Consider the following 17,175-nt stretch of genomic DNA (forward strand, 5'->3'; position numbering starts at 1 on the left):
ACCACAGCCTAATAATGCGATTACGGAGGACACCAAGTGGCATCTGAATCACCATCAATGTTCAAGTGCCCAGTGTGCAACGCCAATGTCAAGGTCGGTCCTGATGACGTAATTATCACCTGCACGTACTGCGGTAGCACCACAACTATCGAAGGCAAAGAGGTAGGCGATCACCTGATGCAGGTTGGCGTTCCAGCAGAGAAGCGTGTTGAACGATTCCGCAAGTTTCTAGATGACAATAAGGGAATCAACACCGCTCTCGTTACCGATTCAAAAGTTGCCGAGAATACGATAATATTCGTTCCTGTATGGAGCACGAATGTAAAGGCTGATTCTTGGTACAAAGGCTACAAGACTGTACAAGTACCTGTAGAAAGACAGGAGACGTACACAGATAGCGATGGAAATCGGCGCACTCGGACACGAACGGAGTACAAAACCGGATACGTTCCGGTTCAAGACGAAATCCACACAAACACAACGGAGCGCCTGCTGGCAAGAAAAGGCGCACGGACCTATGGTCTTGAGCAATATTTGGACAAGATAGAGCTGAAGGACACGGAGCAATACAACTTCGAGAAAATCAAGGATCTGGAACCGGACATCCTGAATGCGGAAATCGGTCAAGACGAATTCGAGACTGCCATGCATGGCCGGGTAGCAGATCGCCATCGTGAACAAGCTCGGAGTGGATTGACTGAGCTGTTTGATTGTCGTACCGAGACGTCAATCTCTGGAACGACTTATCTTCAAGCACCCTTTGCACTGATTCGATACAAATTCGAAGGCGATCTCTACAAGTGTGCTATTGACGGTCACAGTGGCGATGTTGTTCTTGGCGAAATACCGATAACCAAAGCACAGCGAGCGCTCTGGACTATCGTTGGTCTCATTGGAACAGTCATAGGTGGAGCTGGTGGACAGTTTGCCTATTGGGGTTTCTTATTCGATACAACGAACTTCCTGCTCGGCGGTATTCTAGCTGCGATTGTCGGCGTTGTCATGGCCTTCTTCGGGTTTAGGACGTTACTGATGACACAAAGGGAGAAGGAGGGGTAGAAATGGCAAGATGTGCATTTTGTGATGCAGATTTCGAAGCTGGTCGTGGAGACGTTCTGCTAGTTTGTCCCTACTGTGGAACAGCTCAGACTGAGGCAGGCGCGAAGTTCGAGGAGCATTATATGATTCGGGTCCACTTTGGCCAAGCTGAGGCGCAACGGACACTTCTGGATTGGTGTTCTAAGCAATTAGGAGCTCCGCAGGACTTGCCTGTACGGGCTGATTTCTTGAAATACAAGCTGAAATTCTACCCATTCTGGATTAGCAGGATTGACGCTCATACGGAGTACTCTGGTCTTGGAAAAGATGCCCGCTTCCATGGTCCCTGGCCGCAACGGCCCGGAGCCTACAAGCATATTGATTTCTACCACAAACCAGAGTCCGGCGAATTCACTCGCAGGCACGAGATCAGTATTCCTGGTGTTCCAAATATCGATGAAGACATACGTGATTTCCCGATTCCAACTCGGGCAAAGGAGTACTTCAGTCATGCTCACGCTGAGGAGTATGATGGGGAGGTACTGCACAGCAAGGTCGATGAACCATCAGCCAAATCCAAGGCAAAGGAAATCGCTCATCAGAAGCAGACAGCTCTCATCATGGACGAAGTCGACAAAATCGAGTCACGTAATGAAAACTTGGAAGTAGGCGAGACATTTTTGATTCATGTGCCTGTTTGGAAGCTACAGTATCGTTACGGCAACAGCAAGTACGACGCCCACGTTGCTGCTGCAACCGGGTACGTGATTGAGAGCGAGTATCCCCGGTCCCGTGCTTTCAGGGCGATGGGTATCGGTTTTGGTATTTTGCTTCTCCTCGCAGGAATTGGCCTGATCTCAATGGCTTATTTCTTGAACCTCCTGATTGGAGCAGGCTATGTGTCAGGTAGCATCCTCACAGTACTGGGCCTGATGCTACTGTACAAGGGAGTCTCGAGGAAAGAGGCCAAAGAGGAACTGTAGAGAAGAACTAGGAGGGCTTCGGCCCTCTTCTTATTCTTTTTCTATGCCAGTATCGCAACTGTTTCTGTTGCATCATCAAAAACGCTGAATGGTAATGAAGATTCCCAGACTCTGGGATTTGGTGAAAGAATACCTTTCAAGAGCTCCGAATCTGTCTGACCCAAACCTACCCGAATGCGTTCAGAAGCGAGAGCTTTCTTGACTCCCTCTCTAGCAATCCATGGACCCAGAGTATTGTTGCGAGCATTGCTTGAAGAGTGGAAAATCGTGATGTGGGCCTTTACCCCATTGGCTAGAAGATATCTGTATGCTGAGTATCGGGCATGATCAGCATAGAGCGAAGATTTCGCATCGGAAGCCGGCCTCCTATCACCCTCAAGAGAATATCCTTGGTCTGTACCTGATGGTTTTGTATCCATTCTCAGATAGTCAACCGTGGGTTCTCCTGGGCGCAGAAGGATTGTGAACTTGTCGGTAAAGAGAGTTGAAGAGAATACAGCTCTTCCGTTTACTATGGGTTTTTCTGCTAGCTCAAGTACAGTGTGGTTGATGAAAGCATCAATCGTGGCCTTATAGGCTCCTCTCGTGGTGATGATTCTACGGTTTTTGATTTTGCCTAGGAGACCAACGGCCATGAGACGGGCAGCTTGATCAAGAGAGTAGTCATATTCGAGCAGTTGCCAAACCCCTTGCGCGGCCGGGATATCCTTTTGGGTGATAGCTTCTGCAACTCTGCTGATTTGTGGATCAGATATGACTTCAAGGGAATCTACAGATACTTCTGCTCCTGAAGGCAATTGCCCGGGATTAGTAAGGAGATTAGTTGGAGGAAGTCCGTTGCTTGTTATCTGCAATGCCACCGGAGAAACGCTTAGGGCGATCTGCTGGATTTTCTCAACAGTTTCAGACGGTTCCATCCTTCTAGCATCGAGAGGGACCTTCAGCTGGTATAGGCGGCGTCGCATTGAGAGAATGGCGTTTTTGGCAAGTCCTCCCCAGCACTCGGGGTGGTCAAAAAGAGAAAGATGCTCAGAAGGAGAAGAAGACGCCAGAATACTAGCTGTGACGGTAGGGTATCTGCTTGACTCAATAAGGATGCCTGGTGGAGTGAAAAGACTGGTAGATTCTCTACCTTCCACAGGCTCAATTTGAATCTGTGTTTGCAGTGTCTTACCGGTTGACATACGGATTCCTCCTTGTTGGGGTAGACCTACACTAATTCAATGAACAACTATTCTATTTGCCTTCTGTAACCTGTTTCTCTATGTAAACAAACAAAGAGCGAGAGGAGGGGGTTGACCGAAAGTATTATGCCAGTATTATGTCTCGGAAAGCTTTAATCGTGGGAAGGTCTATCTTATTGTCAGGCGGGTCTATTATGAGTGAAGATAGCTCAAAGGCTAACTGGGTCAAAGAACAGGTCGCATCGTACCTAGATCTTCTGGATATGAAGCATTCGTGGAATGATGATAAACGAGAGTTTGAGCTCCTTTTCAAAGAACGGAAGGACAACCTCCCGGCTAGCCCAATGGTCACGGAAGAAGAGGACCATTTCCGTTACAAAATCAAGGTATTGCTAAGCGAAAAATGGGTTCAGGTTTATTGCGATGTGTATCCACTTAACAAAATACCTGAGGAAAAGAAAACCGAGATACTTCTGGATCTTTTAGGAGCGAATAGGAAGTATGCAGAAGTCTGCTTTGACTACGATGAAAAACGGCAAATCATCGGCTCCTCGCAGGAGATGATGGTACAAGGACTGAACTTCGATGCGTTCAGGGAGGAATTTCTTGCTGTACCCTGGGCTGTAAAGAGATTCTGGGCTGAAATCGCCAAGAAACATGACTTGGAATAGGCGGTAGTTTCTCAGATCGTCTCTTTTACCCTAATGAGAAGCTCCTGATAGAGTTTTTCAGGATCTTCCACCGATTGAAAACCTCCAGTGTATATTTCTCCTCGCCCGCCTCCTTTACCTTCCAATGAATCAACGATATCCCCCATGTAGACACAAGCTTCTTCTAGTCCCACCGACCGAACGACTAGGTATGAAGTTTCACCTGGTGAGAAGAGCAGTACGAGAGCTGGTTCATCACGTTCAAGATTTAGAGCCGCCTCTCGAAGCGCCTTTGTATCGAAGCCGGGTAGCGAATCGTGATAGATGGTGACATCATCAGCTGTATGAATTCGAACGGAATGATCTATTCCCGATTTGATTTTCTCTAACATCTTTTCATGATTTGCCTGCAGAACTGAATACTTGTCCAAGATATGTCCGAGTTGCTCCATCTCAAATGGAACCTGCTCCGTTCTTGTGAGTGCAAGATTATACGTCTTTGTGAGTTCTTCGATGGCATTGGACCCTGTCAGAAATGCAATTTCTGTTCTGTTATTGGATGAAGTATAATCTACAATCTTGAAGACTTCGATTTCTTCTGTGTTTCTTACATGTGTCCCCGAACATGCAGACTCATCATGACTTCCAATACTGACAACTCGAAGCTTTTCGTGTTTCTCTAAGGCACCTTCTCTTGCCCTTGTGCCTTCATCCACTTCCTTTGATTCAACCAGTTCTGTAGTCACTTCGAGCCCTTTTTCGATAAGCTGTTGCACTCGCCTTTCAGCTGCGAGCAAATCTTGGTGTTCAATCTCCGATCCTTGGAGTGTCAAGTTCGCTTTCTTTCCATCGATCCACAACTCGCATACGCTGAGGCTGGGGGACCTCTGTAACAACTGAGAAACAAAGAGGTGCTCTGCAGTGTGATTCTTCATCATTGAGTATCTCCAATTCCAATCAATGACCAAGATGTATTGCTTGTCTACAGCAGGCACTTGATTTGCAATCAGGACAGTTTGGGTTCCTTCTAATTTGGTATCGAAAAACTGGATTTCTGCCGTATCTCCAGTCAATAGCCCTCTGTCTCCAGCCTGCCCTCCACTAGCTGGACGTGCAACCGGCTTATCGATTGTGATTTCAGCTACTTCGTTTTTTTCAATAACACTGAGAACAGTTACTTCAAATTCAGTTTGGTACGGATTGCTCCAGTACAGAGGAGTGTTTTCCATGCTAATCACCAGAGGTATCTCTCATAAAATACCGTGCATATTCGAATCTAACGGAAGCCTAGACCACTGATTAATTCAGCCATGATGAACAAAAACTTCATTTTGGGCTGAATCATCTTCGTACTGCCCGTTTCTGGGTAAATCAAATCGGTTAGAAGCGGTATGTTGTTTGGGGATGTGTATGAAGGTGTATGTCACTGGTAAAGTCTTTACCGCTTTTGACTAAACATTATCTGAAAGCTAATTACCCGCAATTAACGTGATAAACATTAAACAGAGCCGAGCCCTTCCCATTGAGTTCATATGGATTCATCCAATACGACAGAAAATGCTCTATGTATATTTCGCAGAGGCGTAACTCATAAAACAGCATACATACTCGAAGGTAACGGAAGGCACGGAGAAGAGAATCGATGTTTGATTTCCTTGATAAGATTCTGAATAGAGATCCGATGGATCGTGCGAAGAAACATGTCGATCGGGCAATAGAGGAATGGGAACACAATTATCCTGATTATGCTAGCACCGAATACGAAAAGGCAGCTAATCTCTTTCTTGAAGCTGATGAGATTGATTTTGCTATCAAGTATTTTCGTGAAGCAGCATATTGTTCTTTAGAAATGGATAATCATAAACGAGTTGGCCAACTAAAGCAAACGGCCGCTAGAGTCCTTCTACGTGACATGAGATATGATGAAGCGGCTGTTCTCTATTCGGAGACTTCTGATCATTTCAACCGTGCTGGAGAAGCCAAAGATTCTGGTCGAACAATATCCATGGCCATTCTTTGCCGTCTCTTATCCCGGAATTTTGATGCAGCTGTAAACCTTCTGAGAAAAGCTGAAAAAAGAATCCCACCAAAGCTCGCTTCTAATCTGTCCTCGTTTGGATTAGCGCGGCTCTGTGTTTCTGTGCTTTTCGAAGGAGAAAGCGCTGAACATGATGATTTTTCTCGTATTTTGAAGAAATCATCGCTGGCCAAGGAGGAAAAGAACGCAGTACAATCCCTCTCTAGTTCATTCAAGTTTGCCAGTGCTACTGATTTGATACTTGAGTGGGCAGGGCCTGCTCAAAGAGAAGTTAGGGCAAAACAGGAGCTAGAATTTGAGCTTCATTACACCTGTCCAGTTCCAGTGAGGGTAACTGATTACAGCTTCTCCCTATCCAATAGTCTCCGCCTTTCAAACGAACCTGAGATAGAACGTGCACCTTCCCAACAGGAATCATGGCTTCTCAGAGTGAAGCCAACTCTGAGTGGTGATGGATCCCTTGGTCCGGTGAGAATGACTTTGGAAGGAGAAGATGTTCTAGTCCATAAACGAAGCAATCAGATTTCATTCAGAATTGCACCAGCCCCACCCGATTTACAAATCGATGTGCGCCCCCGTAAAATATCGTGCGGCCTAGATGAAGAAGTGGTGTTCGATATAACTCTCAATAATCAAGGATCTGGTCCTGCCAATGACATTGACTTGGTTTTTGAGACTTCACCTGGAGTTGAGGTATCAGTTGGAGGAGATAGCAAATCAATCAATTTTGTTGGTGTGGGCGAGCAAATGAGATTCCAACTCTATCTGCGGGGTGTAGTTGAGGGGACACAGAAGGCTTCAGTAATCGCTCGGGATAGCGATGGAGAAGAACTGGCTTCTGAGGAACTCCAAGTTTTCGTGGAATAACGCTACGATTACGAAGAAAGTTGCTCTCTTCTTCGGCGTCGTTCTATCTCCTCTCGGATGTTAAGACAGGCACCCATTACTTCTTGGATGGTCTCTTCTTCTTCGAAGTCTTCAAGAAGCTCGTCTGCTTTGTCAAGATTGTTCTCGGTGAGAGCCTCACTAAATGATAGGAGTGTCTTCAACCAGACCCACCTTGTCTTGTCTATGATCCGACGTGCTTTCTTTATTTCTTCACGAGCTTCATCCATGCGCTCAATAGTCGCAAATCCCATTGCGGCAAGGGATAAATCAATGACAGCCCTTTCGGCTTTACCTTCGTCTAGGGCTTTCTTTGCTGCTTTTTTGTAGAGGTTGCCCATGTTCTTTGCGCATGTAAGGAAGTACTCCTTGTTACCGAGTTTGTGGCAGGCAAATGCCGCCCAGAGATATGCTTGTGCAGCGGTTTCAGTCATTCTTTCTAAAAGCGCCTCTTTGGCCGCATTCTCATATAGCGTAAGAGCCGTATCATGTTCACTAATTTGTCTGTACTGAGTTGCTGCTTCAAAATAGCCTTGAGCTGCAGATCTATGATCATCCCTTTCCAAGCTTGCTTCTGCATAAATGTGGTAATTCTCAGCTGAATTGCGAGTCATTTCTTCGACTCGATCAAGATAGCATACTGCGGCCTGTTCGTATTGGTTGGCTGCCTGGTAAAACTTCTCGACTTCTACAAACTCTCCGGCTAGCCGTTCCCACTGGCTACAATCTTGTTCCATATCATTCTAACCCCGCTGGGTGGGCTCTCTTAGGTTGTGGCAAGAGCCAATTCTCGTTATCATCCATACTTGAGTAATAGAAATATCTTGTGTCGACGAACCATTTCGATGGAAACAAAACATTATTCTACCACCATGAATCAGGTGTATTGAACCTGCATACTCCTTCCTTCGAGAATATTCCCGCCGATTCTATGATTTGCGCAATTCTTGGAGGATTTCTGTGGCTCTCTCAGTGTTTATCTTTCCTTCCTTCACTAGGATATCTGCTACTTTCTGAATTTCTTCACCTGAAGCTCCTGCTGTAGCTGCAACATTTCTTGCGTGCAAAGCCATATGTCCTTCTTGTATGCCTTCTGATGCCAGAGCTCGCAAGGCAGCAAGATTCTGAGCGAGTCCTACACTGGCAACTACTTCTGCCAGTTCATCTGCGGTATCCACACCCAGAATATCAACGCATGCCCTAGCAACAGGATGCACTTTTGTGGCTCCACCAACAAGACCGACCGCGAGTGGCAGTTCAATTGACCCAATTAGGTTCCCATCCTTACCTTTCTCGTACTTGGTAAGGCTGCTATAGCCTCCTATTGCTGCGTAGCTGTGTGCTCCAGATTCGATTGCTCGGAAATCATTTCCAGTTGCTATTATTACTGCGTCTATTCCATTCATGACGCCCTTGTTGTGAGTTGCACATCTGTAGGGATCTGCTTCTGCAAACGCCCAAGCATCAAGAATTCCATCGACAACTTGTTCTCCACCTAGCTCTTCTGCATCGAATTTCGCACTAGCATGGACGAGTCGTCTATCTGCAAGATTTGAAAGGATTCGTAAAAGCACTTGTCCGCCCGTGATTTCTTCAATTAGTGGAGCGACTGCTTCAGCCATTGTGTTGACAGCATTTGCTCCCATGGCATCCTTAGTGTCCACCAAGAGCTCGGCAATCATCATGGGCCCCCGTCGAGTATGAATGACTCGTGTCCGAAGGTCCTTGGCGCCTCCACCTAGTTTGACAAGAATCGGGTCTTGTTCATTTGCAAGCTCGAGTATTTCATCCTTAGCATTCAGAACGTCAATGCTCGCAGAATGAGGGGCAGGAACCTTGACCGCTTGAATCTGAGCAATCATCATTGAGTCTCGCTGTACTGCTTTGAAACCACCATGGATTCTGGCAATCTTGGCAGCATGACTTGCTGCAGCAACTACTGAGGGCTCTTCGATTGCCATTGGAACTAGGTAATCGGTGCCGTTGATTTTGAAGTTCGTTGCGATTCCCAAAGGCAGTGTCATAGAGCCAATGACATTTTCAATCATGTGATCTAGAATTCCCATCTCAATTTGTCCTGGGTTGATCAATGGGCCAAGTGTTTCTTCATCAAGGCCGGTCAACTGCATGAGCTTGTCGATTCTCTTCTCTCGGGGGAGATTGTAGAAGCCAGATAACCTCGAATCTTTGACCATACTCAAGAACACCAAATAAGAATCAGCAGTTGGATACTTAATAAGACTGCTGGGGGCGGAAGCATACGTTCTAATGAATGATGCTTCGTTACACTTAAGACAACTCGCATATTGCCTCCCAAATGGTAGTTATCGATGTCCGGAGATAGAGACTTCAGTGATGTTATTTCCGCTTTAGCAATAAAGAGAGGCTTCTTCTGGGGACCATCCCCCGAAATATACGGTGGAAGCTCCGGATTCTATGATTTGGGGCCGCTAGGTAAACTTCTCAAAAATCGCCTTGAGCGAGTAATTAGGAAGGAATTTGTCAAGGCTGATTTCTGGGAAATCGAGAGCCCAACGGTAGCTCCTCGAGAGGTATGGGAAGCTTCGGGACACTTGGAAGGCTTCATCGACCCCATAGTAACCTGTGATAAATGCGGACAAACCTATCGAGCTGATACCCTTATCAAGCAGGAAGCTCCTGATGTGAAAGTCGAAGCCATGAGTCTTGAAGACATGTCTAATACCATTCAAGAGCTTGAAATAGAATGTCCTTCTTGTTCAGGCTCGTTTGGAGAGGTTGAATCATACAATCTTATGCTCAAAACGAGGTTAGGATTAGATCAAGAGGCTTATTTGCGGCCAGAAACGGCAACAACGACCTATCTCCTATTCAAGCGGCTCATGACGTTCTTCAGGGACAAACTGCCTGCATCAGTATTCCAGATTGGCAAAGCCTATAGAAACGAGATTTCACCTCGTCAAGGTCTTCTGAGACTCAGAGAGTTCACTCAAGTGGAAGGTCAGATTTTCATAACAGATGAAGATGAAGAAGACTGGCCTGATTACGAAACCATCAAACAAGTAGAGATGCCTTTGCTTTCTGCTGAGGCCCAGCTTGAGAAAGAAGATGCCGAGGTATCGATGACTGAAGTTGGAGATGCCAAAGAAAACGACCACTTTGAAACTGAAGCTTATGCCTGGTGCGTATATCTAGCATATGAGATATTTAGCGGCATGGGTTTCACTGATTCGAATATGAGACTGCGTCAACATCTACCTGATGAACGTGCTCACTATGCAAAGGATGCTTGGGATGTGGAAATCCACACTGATAGCTTTGGCTGGATTGAGTGCTGTGGTGTTCATGATCGAGGAGATTACGATTTGAAGCGCCATCAGGAATACTCCGGCGAAAGTATGACTGTGAATGTGGGTGACAAGAAGGTCGTGCCAAATGTACTTGAGATTGCTTTCGGTGTTGAACGACCCCTTTACTGTCTTATTGACAACGCCTACAGAAAAGATGAGAAACGTGTATGGCTTAAATTTGAGCCCGAAGTTGCACCGGTTCAAGTAGCTGTATTTCCCTTGATGAGCAAAGATAAGCTGATGAAACCTGCTAGAGAAATCTACGAAGATATCTCTGAGAGCGGTTTGATCTGTCAGTTCGACTACAGCGGCTCAATAGGCCGAAGATATCGGCGGCAGGATGAGATTGGTACTCCATTTTGTATTACCATAGATTATGATACACTTGAAGATAGAACCGTCACAATACGAGAAATTGAAAGCATGAAACAGATTCGCAGACACAAGGATGAGCTAGTATCAGTTCTTACAGACTTGGTTAAAGGGAGAAAGGACTTCCAGGTGTTGCTTGAGCGAGAGAACTAATTCCTACTTGAGGACACCATATTTCCGAGCTTCTGGGAAGAATTCGCGAACATTTTCCTCGAGTAGTGACTTCTGTACAATCACGCCTTTTCGACGCAAGGTCATCTGAATATCTTCAGCAACTTGAGCTGCTGTTTTATCTTTAACATCGAATGTCTGTACCCCTTGCCCCTGCTTTTTGAGTTCTACCGCATCTCCTTCCCTTGTCATCGAGTATCTGGTTCCTGCTATTCTCAATGTTATTCACCATCAATAGTCCGATATACGAAACATTGTAACTTATCTCTATCGCTCGTTAATACTACACCTGATTTTTGGAATTTGAAAAAGAAGAAAAAAGAGATAAGGTATGTAGCTAAGAATCTGCTTGAGGATGTTCGATGAGTGAGGATGTAGAGCCAAAAAAAGAGACCAGAGCAGAAATCGATAGAATATTGGTTGCCGTGGATGGGTCAGAGCACTCAGACAAGGCTGTCAAGTACGCTTGCTCAATAGGGCCTAATATGAACGCAGAGGTAATTCTCCTTCACGTCGTGCCTATGCTTGTATCCGCAACCCCTTATCATGATACGGTTTCAGATCAACCCTTTCTGGCGCTGCAGAAGGTCGGTGAGGATATATTGACAAAGGCCAAAAATCTCGCTTCTAACCTCGATTGCGAGGTCACTGATCTCATTGACCATGGTGATCCTGCGAGTCGTATTATAGAAATCGCAGAAGAGAAAAACGCTGATCTTATCATAATGGGTTCACGAGGTTTGAGTGGTCTTAAGAGGCTCTTTGTTGGCTCAATAAGTGACAAGGTTACTAACCACGCGAAATGTCCTGTTATGCTGGTACGCTGACGAATTTGATGAGGAAACCTTGGACCACCTCCTCGATTCCAGGGTTGTGTTATCATGGCTGGGGTTACCGTCGATATAGGTACATCCAAAATAGTGGTTCGACTGACTAGGTCTGGAACCCCCCCTCCTATTGCTGAGCGGGTTCTTCCGAACCCTCAATCATTTGCTGGTTCTGACATCATATCCCGTGCAAGATACGCTGTTGCATCTTCTTCTCAGGCAAAGAAACTTCGAGCTGTTACTGTCGAGGCAATTGACTCAGCCATACATGACATGCTTCATTATCAAACTCTCGGACGGGAGGAACTGGGCGAGGTCGTGGTAGTTGGCAATACGGTGATGCATCATCTTTTTCATGGCTTAGAACTGGATTCCCTCCTCAGCCATCCCTACACTCCTAGTTCTCGTCGTGTCATCGAAACTTTTGCTCCTACTGCAGGTTTACCGTCTGCGGGCAGCGTTCCGTGCTATTCCCCTGCTGTAATAGCGGCATTTGTCGGATCTGATGCCTCTGCCAACCTAGCTTCTTCAGAGGTCTGGGAATATACGGAACCAGTTCTGATTCTTGATATTGGTGTGAATACAGAAATCCTACTTTGGGATGGAGAGAAATTGTGGGTTGCTTCAGTTGCATCTGGTCCCGCCTTTGAAGGTATGTCTTTTGCTTGTGGTGTAGAAGCTGGGAATGGTGCAATTGATACAGTATCAATCGACAAAGAGGCTGACGAGATTAACTACAATGTTATCGGCGGCGGAAAGGCTTCGGGCATTTGTGGTTCTGGTGTTGTTTCTTTGCTTTCTGAGATGTTAGAAACCAACTTACTCCTGAAAACAGGATCCATCAACCGAGAATTGGATAGCACTCGAATCAAAAGCTCTGGTTCCGTAAGGTACTTCGAAATGGCAGAGAAGAACCAAGACTCTTCTGAATGCGATATCTACCTAACCCAACCTGAAATCCGAGATTTACAACTTGCTAAATCAGCGATAGCAGCGGGTATCTATGCAGTTATGCGGGAATGCGAAACCTCCGTATCAAGTGTTGCAGAGGTTCACGTTACAGGTTCTTTTGGGTCTTCTTTGGATTTCGAAGCTGCGAAGAATATTGGTATGCTTCCTGCCTTCGAAAATTCATACCACGTGGCAAAAGCCGATGGGCCGAGTATGGGCGCAGCGAAGATTCTCTGTGAACCTAGAATAAAGGAAAGATGTCACCAATTGACATTGGATGCACATTATGTCGATCTTGAACATAACCGCTTCTTCAATCGAGCTTTCCCAGTAACCAGACTCTTCCAACCTTGGAGCTCGCTAATGGTGAATATGAACGAAAGGTGAGCTCACCTTTCGGACCATATCTCTGCGTTGCTACTTTTTGTCCAAATGGGCTTTTATCGCATCTGCGAGCTCTTTGGTTTGTTTCTTTTCGGTATCGGTAGCTCGTCCGCGAACTCGGACAACCGGCTCCAAGATATCATATCTAAGGTCTTTGAGTTGTTTCTTGGTCTTTCGAACACCGCCTCCGCCCCAGCCGTAGGTGCCAAAGAGGCCGATTGGTCGTTTTGGCAGTCTCTTCCCTTCCATTTCATTCAGGAATGACCATATCGGTGGAAATGGGAAGGCATCATACGTTGGCAAGCCTAGGACCAGTACTCCTGCTCTCATCGTATCAACAAGGATTCTGCTCATATCCGAATATGAGGCATTATGCATCTTGACTTCGACATCGCGCTCAAGTAATTCCTTCTTCAGCTTGACCGCCAACCTCTGTGTGTAACCATACATGCTTCCATAGACAATTGCGACATGATCCTCCAATTCAGGCCTTGTCCATTCATCATATTTCTGAATGATCCACTCTGGATTCTCTTTGTACACGGGGCCATGGCTTGGTGCAATCACGTCAATTTCGATTCCAAGATCCTTAATCTTGTCAATTCCTCGTTGTACGAATTTCAAATAGCTCGTAATAATCGATGAAAGGTATCTTCTGCTTTCTTCCTCTACCGCATCCAGATTCCATTCTGAGTCGAACAGCTTCCCGTTCAGTGCACCATATGCTCCGAAGGCATCACAGGGGAATAGCACCTTGCTTTCTTTCAGATAGGTCACCATAGTTTCTGGCCAATGAAGAAATGGTGCTTCCACGAACTGAAGCGTTTTACTTCCAAGAGACAATTCCTCCAGATCTTCAACAGTTCTTTCCTCCAAATCCACGTCGTAGAACGACTTCTGCATATCAGAGGCCCTTTCTGTGTAGATCATCACTACATCGGGTGCCACCTCAGCCAATTCGGGCAGAGCACCAGTGTGATCCGGCTCCATGTGATTCATGATAACGTAATCTATTTCTGATGGGTCCACAACTTCTTTGATGTTGTCAAGCCATTCTTCTGCCCATGGTTCTTTTACTAGGTCAATGACTGCAATTTTTTCATCAACAATCAAATAGCTGTTGTAGGAAACTCCGTATGGAATCTCCCATAGGTTTTCAAAAAGCTCGGTGTGATGATCGTCCACACCCACATAATGCACTCCATCTACAATCTCTCTATGCATTTTCTAAGGCCACCTTCTCAAGCTGTTGGTGTGATGGTGGAAATGAGCGATAAAAGCTCTCCCCTATGTGATGAAATGGAGTGTTTTGCCTTTTCTTGTTGATTCCACTGATTCACATTACCCTTAGCAAGGTTTTTCTATAGCTGAATTGACTTCTGAAAAGTGTGAGTGAGAACTTTGGTTAAGACAGATACTTTTCGGGGTAAGGATTACTTAACAATACTTGATTACTCCAAAGAGGAAATCGAAACCCTCTTGGATGTTGCACTTGACTTGAAGCGTAGGTATGCCTTGGGCGAACCGCATAGGCTACTTAGTGACAAGAGCCTCTTCATGATTTTCTACAATAGCAGCCTTAGGACCAGAAACTCCTTCGAAGCTGGGATGACTCAGCTTGGCGGTCATGCTCATTTTCTTGATACCGACAAAATCTATGCACCTGCAATGGAAGGAGATGAGAAGGCCTATTCTACTGAACGAGTCTCCGATGTAGCTCGCGTGCTTTCACGGATGGGCGATGGCATTGCCATTCGATGCTATGGAGATCCGGTTGGCTGGAATTATGGAAAAGCAAACAAGATGTTAGAAAACTTCGCTTATTGGTCAGACACGCCTATACTCAACATGGAAGATGACGTCTACCACCCATGTCAGGGTCTGGCTGATGTACTGACTGTGAAAGAGAAGTTTGGTGGATTCGATGATGTCAAGTTCGTGATGAGTTGGGCCTATTCGCCTTCGGTTCACAAACCGCTTGCAGTCCCTCAGAGCGCTATTATTGCTGCGACTAAGATGGGAATGGATACAGTGCTTGCTCATCCGAAGGGAATGGAGCTGGATGACAAGATTATCAAGGAATGCGAGGTAATGGCTGAGGAAAACGATTCGAGTTTCGATATCCAATATGACATGGAAGAGGCCTTTGAAGGTGCAGATGTTGTGTATCCAAAGGCTTGGACCTGCAAGGAGTACATCCCGCCATTCAATGATAAGGTTGAACTAGAGAAATCACAGAAAGTCTTCGACAAGAACAAGCATTGGATCTGCGATGAAGAAATGATGGAGATTGCAGGACCAAATGCTAAGTACATGCATTGCCTGCCTGCAGATAGAGGCTTTGAAGTTTCCAACTCGGTTATTGATGGACCTCAGTCTGTTGTATTTGATCAAGCAGAAAACAGATTGCATGGTCAGAAGGCTGTAATGGCACTCACAATGAGATAGCTTTCTTCATCAATTCCCTTGAGCCAAATCATAGACAGGCCTTCTCAGGCCTGTTCTTCTCTTTTTTTCAAGAACGAGGATCTGCGCGAATCTTTTTGTCGAAAGAGTTTTTTGTCAACCTATTCAAAGTCTCTTGTATTTCGTGGAGGGAAAAGAAATGGAGTTGATAAAGAGAATCCTATTACTGCTGGGGGTTCTTGGCGTTGTTCTTGGTGGTAGTTATGCGGTATGGCATTGTTACATGTCGCTGCCTATCAATTACGGCTCACTGCAGATTGAATTCATGATGGTTGATGAAGCAGACGCTGATTCTATCTATGACACTTCCGAAACCTTCACACTTACGCTATGCTACAATAGATTTGAGAAACAAGATACGGATAAGCATCTTGAATTTGCGTATAGCCTTCCCGATGAATGGATATCAAACCAGAGCGAAGCTAAATTGCTAATTCATCTGTTCAACAATTCCATCGACCAAGGAGATTACTCTGTCCGACACTATATGGTGCAAAAAGTGGGAGACCGCGAGATTGTGTTTTTTATAGTGGGAATTGTGGAGGAGAGCTGGGGACTTGCACCGATTGCTGAATCATTTACTCTATCCATATGGGAAGAAGGAACTGGTCCTCACCCTGAAATCGAAGCATGAGATATGAACTCCTCTTTTGGTCTTTTCACTTCTGACCCCAAAAGACGCTTAGACCAGAATAGGCTTTTTCTACACCTATTTCGGAAAAGAGGGCATCCAGATGATTCAGTATTTGCTGTCCCTCGATGATTCCCAGTTCGGGAAAGAACTCGATAGCTGATATTTTGATAAACTGTTCAAGGTTTGGTTGCTTGGATTCAGCAACAGACACTAAGGGTGCCATTATGTGCAGAATCCCCCCTTCTTTCAAAACTCGATGGCATTCTTCTAAGACAAACGGCAATCTGTCAATTGAGGGTGTGTCGTCTATCCACACTTCGTCAAAACGGGAATATCCAATAGCCATATCTTCAGCTGTTCCTTCAACGACTTTCAGATTAATTCCCTTTGTATCAATGGAACTTGGATCGCCCAATGTGTATACAGATTCTGCTTTCGTTTTTTGTACAAGGACTTCAAGCAACTTGACGTCTTTACTGGTAAATCGTTTTACTGGAATAAGAAGTACACGTAACGAATTTTTTGTCTGTTTGGGTCTGACAAAGCCAGCCCCAAATTCCTCCCTCAGGGAGTAGCGATAATCCACATAGAAGTGAAGAACAGCTTCAACAGATTTCTTGAAGATTTCTCGAAGCTCGTTTTCACCTCTGGGAGTAAGACTGTAGATACGCCGATCTGGACCATGGGGGCCTGGAACCAACCTGCTTTGAATCAATCCTATGCTCTCCATGTCATGCAACCAGCGATACAATGTACTAAGCTTCAGCTTACTAGATGAATCTCTGATGACCTCTAGCAGTTCGTAGCCATGAGATGGTTTTTCATCCAATGCTAGGAGCACTCTCTCCTGCATAGATGATGTATTTGGACTCATCTAGACCTATCTCGAGGATATTCTCGTCAGTAATTACTATAATATGTGGGTTCAGCGTAACGTCAGGTGATTTCTCAAAAGAAGTAACAGAATGAACCTATATGCATTCTCACATACAGCTTAGGGTACATTTCTGCTTATCAATTCATGTTGTTTTCTATGGTCTGGCCAAGAGAAGCTGCTTACAGCTTTTCTCTCTATCTGCCTTGGAGGGCGCCCATTTGGGCGTCACTCCTACCCACCATCACGTTGTTTATGTTATTATTGAACATTACCCGATGTAAACGTAATTAATTAACATTTCTGTGTACTTTGGTTGTTTCTCTTTCAGCTATCCTCATTCTCACGTATAGCTTCTCAATCATTTCGACTTATTTTGTACATCTCAA

At 45.3% G+C, this 17,175-nt stretch carries 16 protein-coding genes; 9 read left to right on the plus strand and 7 right to left on the minus strand.

Annotated features, from left to right (window positions below; genetic code table 11):
* The first annotated feature begins 36 nt into the window (after positions 1-36).
* Positions 37-1,059 carry a hypothetical protein gene (locus GF309_10515; protein ID MBD3159210.1) on the plus strand — a complete coding sequence of 341 codons (1,023 nt, stop codon included), beginning with the start codon at positions 37-39 and terminating at the stop codon, positions 1,057-1,059.
* Positions 1,060-1,061: 2 nt separating this feature from the next.
* Positions 1,062-2,021, plus strand: a complete 960-nt coding sequence (locus GF309_10520; protein MBD3159211.1) for a hypothetical protein — start codon at positions 1,062-1,064, stop codon at positions 2,019-2,021.
* A gap of 41 nt (positions 2,022-2,062) precedes the next feature.
* Here the strand turns inward: GF309_10520 and GF309_10525 are convergent, their stop codons facing one another.
* A complete protein-coding gene (locus GF309_10525; protein ID MBD3159212.1) occupies positions 2,063-3,205 on the minus strand; it encodes a hypothetical protein in 1,143 nt (380 codons plus the stop codon).
* Positions 3,206-3,399: 194 nt separating this feature from the next.
* Here GF309_10525 and GF309_10530 point away from each other — a divergent pair, with 194 nt between their 5' ends.
* Positions 3,400-3,876, plus strand: a complete 477-nt coding sequence (locus GF309_10530; protein MBD3159213.1) for a hypothetical protein — start codon at positions 3,400-3,402, stop codon at positions 3,874-3,876.
* Positions 3,877-3,887: 11 nt separating this feature from the next.
* Here GF309_10530 and GF309_10535 read toward each other — a convergent pair whose 3' ends face one another.
* A complete protein-coding gene (locus GF309_10535) occupies positions 3,888-5,084 on the minus strand; it encodes a hypothetical protein (GenBank protein ID MBD3159214.1) in 1,197 nt (398 codons plus the stop codon).
* A 413-nt stretch (positions 5,085-5,497) separates the two neighbouring features.
* Here GF309_10535 and GF309_10540 point away from each other — a divergent pair, with 413 nt between their 5' ends.
* A complete protein-coding gene (locus GF309_10540) occupies positions 5,498-6,760 on the plus strand; it encodes a hypothetical protein (GenBank protein ID MBD3159215.1) in 1,263 nt (420 codons plus the stop codon).
* 8 nt (positions 6,761-6,768) lie between these two features.
* Here GF309_10540 and GF309_10545 read toward each other — a convergent pair whose 3' ends face one another.
* Both GF309_10545 and GF309_10550 read right to left on the minus strand, forming a co-directional pair.
* Positions 6,769-7,515: a hypothetical protein gene (locus GF309_10545; GenBank protein ID MBD3159216.1), complete on the minus strand. Its 747-nt coding sequence runs from the start codon at positions 7,513-7,515 to the stop codon at positions 6,769-6,771.
* 192 nt (positions 7,516-7,707) lie between these two features.
* A complete protein-coding gene (locus tag GF309_10550) occupies positions 7,708-8,973 on the minus strand; it encodes a hydroxymethylglutaryl-CoA reductase, degradative (GenBank protein MBD3159217.1) in 1,266 nt (421 codons plus the stop codon).
* Between the two features lie 135 nt (positions 8,974-9,108).
* Here GF309_10550 and glyS point away from each other — a divergent pair, with 135 nt between their 5' ends.
* Entirely contained in the window at positions 9,109-10,632 is a 1,524-nt protein-coding gene (gene glyS / locus GF309_10555; protein MBD3159218.1) for a glycine--tRNA ligase, read from the plus strand.
* 3 nt (positions 10,633-10,635) lie between these two features.
* On the opposite strand, the gene GF309_10560 is transcribed toward glyS, so the two are convergent.
* Positions 10,636-10,869, minus strand: a complete 234-nt coding sequence (locus GF309_10560) for a hypothetical protein (GenBank protein MBD3159219.1) — start codon at positions 10,867-10,869, stop codon at positions 10,636-10,638.
* Between the two features lie 143 nt (positions 10,870-11,012).
* On the opposite strand from GF309_10560, the gene GF309_10565 reads away from it, so the two are divergent.
* Together GF309_10565 and GF309_10570 are read left to right on the plus strand one after the other, a co-directional pair.
* Positions 11,013-11,477 carry a universal stress protein gene (locus tag GF309_10565; GenBank protein ID MBD3159220.1) on the plus strand — a complete coding sequence of 155 codons (465 nt, stop codon included), beginning with the start codon at positions 11,013-11,015 and terminating at the stop codon, positions 11,475-11,477.
* Between the two features lie 54 nt (positions 11,478-11,531).
* Complete coding sequence (locus GF309_10570; protein ID MBD3159221.1) at positions 11,532-12,815, plus strand: DUF4445 domain-containing protein; 1,284 nt, start codon at positions 11,532-11,534, stop codon at positions 12,813-12,815.
* A gap of 30 nt (positions 12,816-12,845) precedes the next feature.
* On the opposite strand, the gene GF309_10575 is transcribed toward GF309_10570, so the two are convergent.
* Positions 12,846-14,036 (minus strand): MBL fold metallo-hydrolase, encoded by a 1,191-nt coding sequence (locus GF309_10575; protein MBD3159222.1) that lies wholly within the window; start codon positions 14,034-14,036, stop codon positions 12,846-12,848.
* A gap of 177 nt (positions 14,037-14,213) precedes the next feature.
* Between GF309_10575 and GF309_10580 the strand changes: the two genes are divergently transcribed.
* Together GF309_10580 and GF309_10585 are read left to right on the plus strand one after the other, a co-directional pair.
* A complete protein-coding gene (locus GF309_10580; protein ID MBD3159223.1) occupies positions 14,214-15,260 on the plus strand; it encodes an ornithine carbamoyltransferase in 1,047 nt (348 codons plus the stop codon).
* 157 nt (positions 15,261-15,417) lie between these two features.
* Positions 15,418-15,912, plus strand: a complete 495-nt coding sequence (locus GF309_10585) for a hypothetical protein (protein ID MBD3159224.1) — start codon at positions 15,418-15,420, stop codon at positions 15,910-15,912.
* Between the two features lie 25 nt (positions 15,913-15,937).
* On the opposite strand, the gene GF309_10590 is transcribed toward GF309_10585, so the two are convergent.
* The gene (locus GF309_10590; GenBank protein MBD3159225.1) at positions 15,938-16,786 is read right to left on the minus strand and encodes a hypothetical protein; all 849 of its coding nucleotides are present in this window, start codon (positions 16,784-16,786) and stop codon (positions 15,938-15,940) included.
* Between the last annotated feature and the right edge of the window lie 389 nt (positions 16,787-17,175).

Source organism: Candidatus Lokiarchaeota archaeon (genome assembly GCA_014730275.1).
Lineage (GTDB): Archaea > Asgardarchaeota > Thorarchaeia > Thorarchaeales > Thorarchaeaceae > WJIL01.

What these genes read in the sequence shown, in the direction of transcription:
- GF309_10520 (MBD3159211.1), top strand. Translation starts at nt 1,062, where the DNA reads ATGGCAAGATGTGCATTTTGTGATGCAGATTTCGAAGCTGGTCGTGGA.
- GF309_10535 (MBD3159214.1), bottom strand. Translation starts at nt 5,084, where the DNA reads ATGGAAAACACTCCTCTGTACTGGAGCAATCCGTACCAAACTGAATTT.
- GF309_10570 (MBD3159221.1), top strand. Translation starts at nt 11,532, where the DNA reads ATGGCTGGGGTTACCGTCGATATAGGTACATCCAAAATAGTGGTTCGA.
- GF309_10540 (MBD3159215.1), top strand. Translation starts at nt 5,498, where the DNA reads ATGTTTGATTTCCTTGATAAGATTCTGAATAGAGATCCGATGGATCGT.
- GF309_10530 (MBD3159213.1), top strand. Translation starts at nt 3,400, where the DNA reads ATGAGTGAAGATAGCTCAAAGGCTAACTGGGTCAAAGAACAGGTCGCA.
- GF309_10565 (MBD3159220.1), top strand. Translation starts at nt 11,013, where the DNA reads ATGAGTGAGGATGTAGAGCCAAAAAAAGAGACCAGAGCAGAAATCGAT.
- glyS (MBD3159218.1), top strand. Translation starts at nt 9,109, where the DNA reads ATGTCCGGAGATAGAGACTTCAGTGATGTTATTTCCGCTTTAGCAATA.
- GF309_10545 (MBD3159216.1), bottom strand. Translation starts at nt 7,515, where the DNA reads ATGGAACAAGATTGTAGCCAGTGGGAACGGCTAGCCGGAGAGTTTGTA.
- GF309_10585 (MBD3159224.1), top strand. Translation starts at nt 15,418, where the DNA reads ATGGAGTTGATAAAGAGAATCCTATTACTGCTGGGGGTTCTTGGCGTT.
- GF309_10550 (MBD3159217.1), bottom strand. Translation starts at nt 8,973, where the DNA reads ATGGTCAAAGATTCGAGGTTATCTGGCTTCTACAATCTCCCCCGAGAG.
- GF309_10575 (MBD3159222.1), bottom strand. Translation starts at nt 14,036, where the DNA reads ATGCATAGAGAGATTGTAGATGGAGTGCATTATGTGGGTGTGGACGAT.
- GF309_10590 (MBD3159225.1), bottom strand. Translation starts at nt 16,786, where the DNA reads ATGAGTCCAAATACATCATCTATGCAGGAGAGAGTGCTCCTAGCATTG.
- GF309_10525 (MBD3159212.1), bottom strand. Translation starts at nt 3,205, where the DNA reads ATGTCAACCGGTAAGACACTGCAAACACAGATTCAAATTGAGCCTGTG.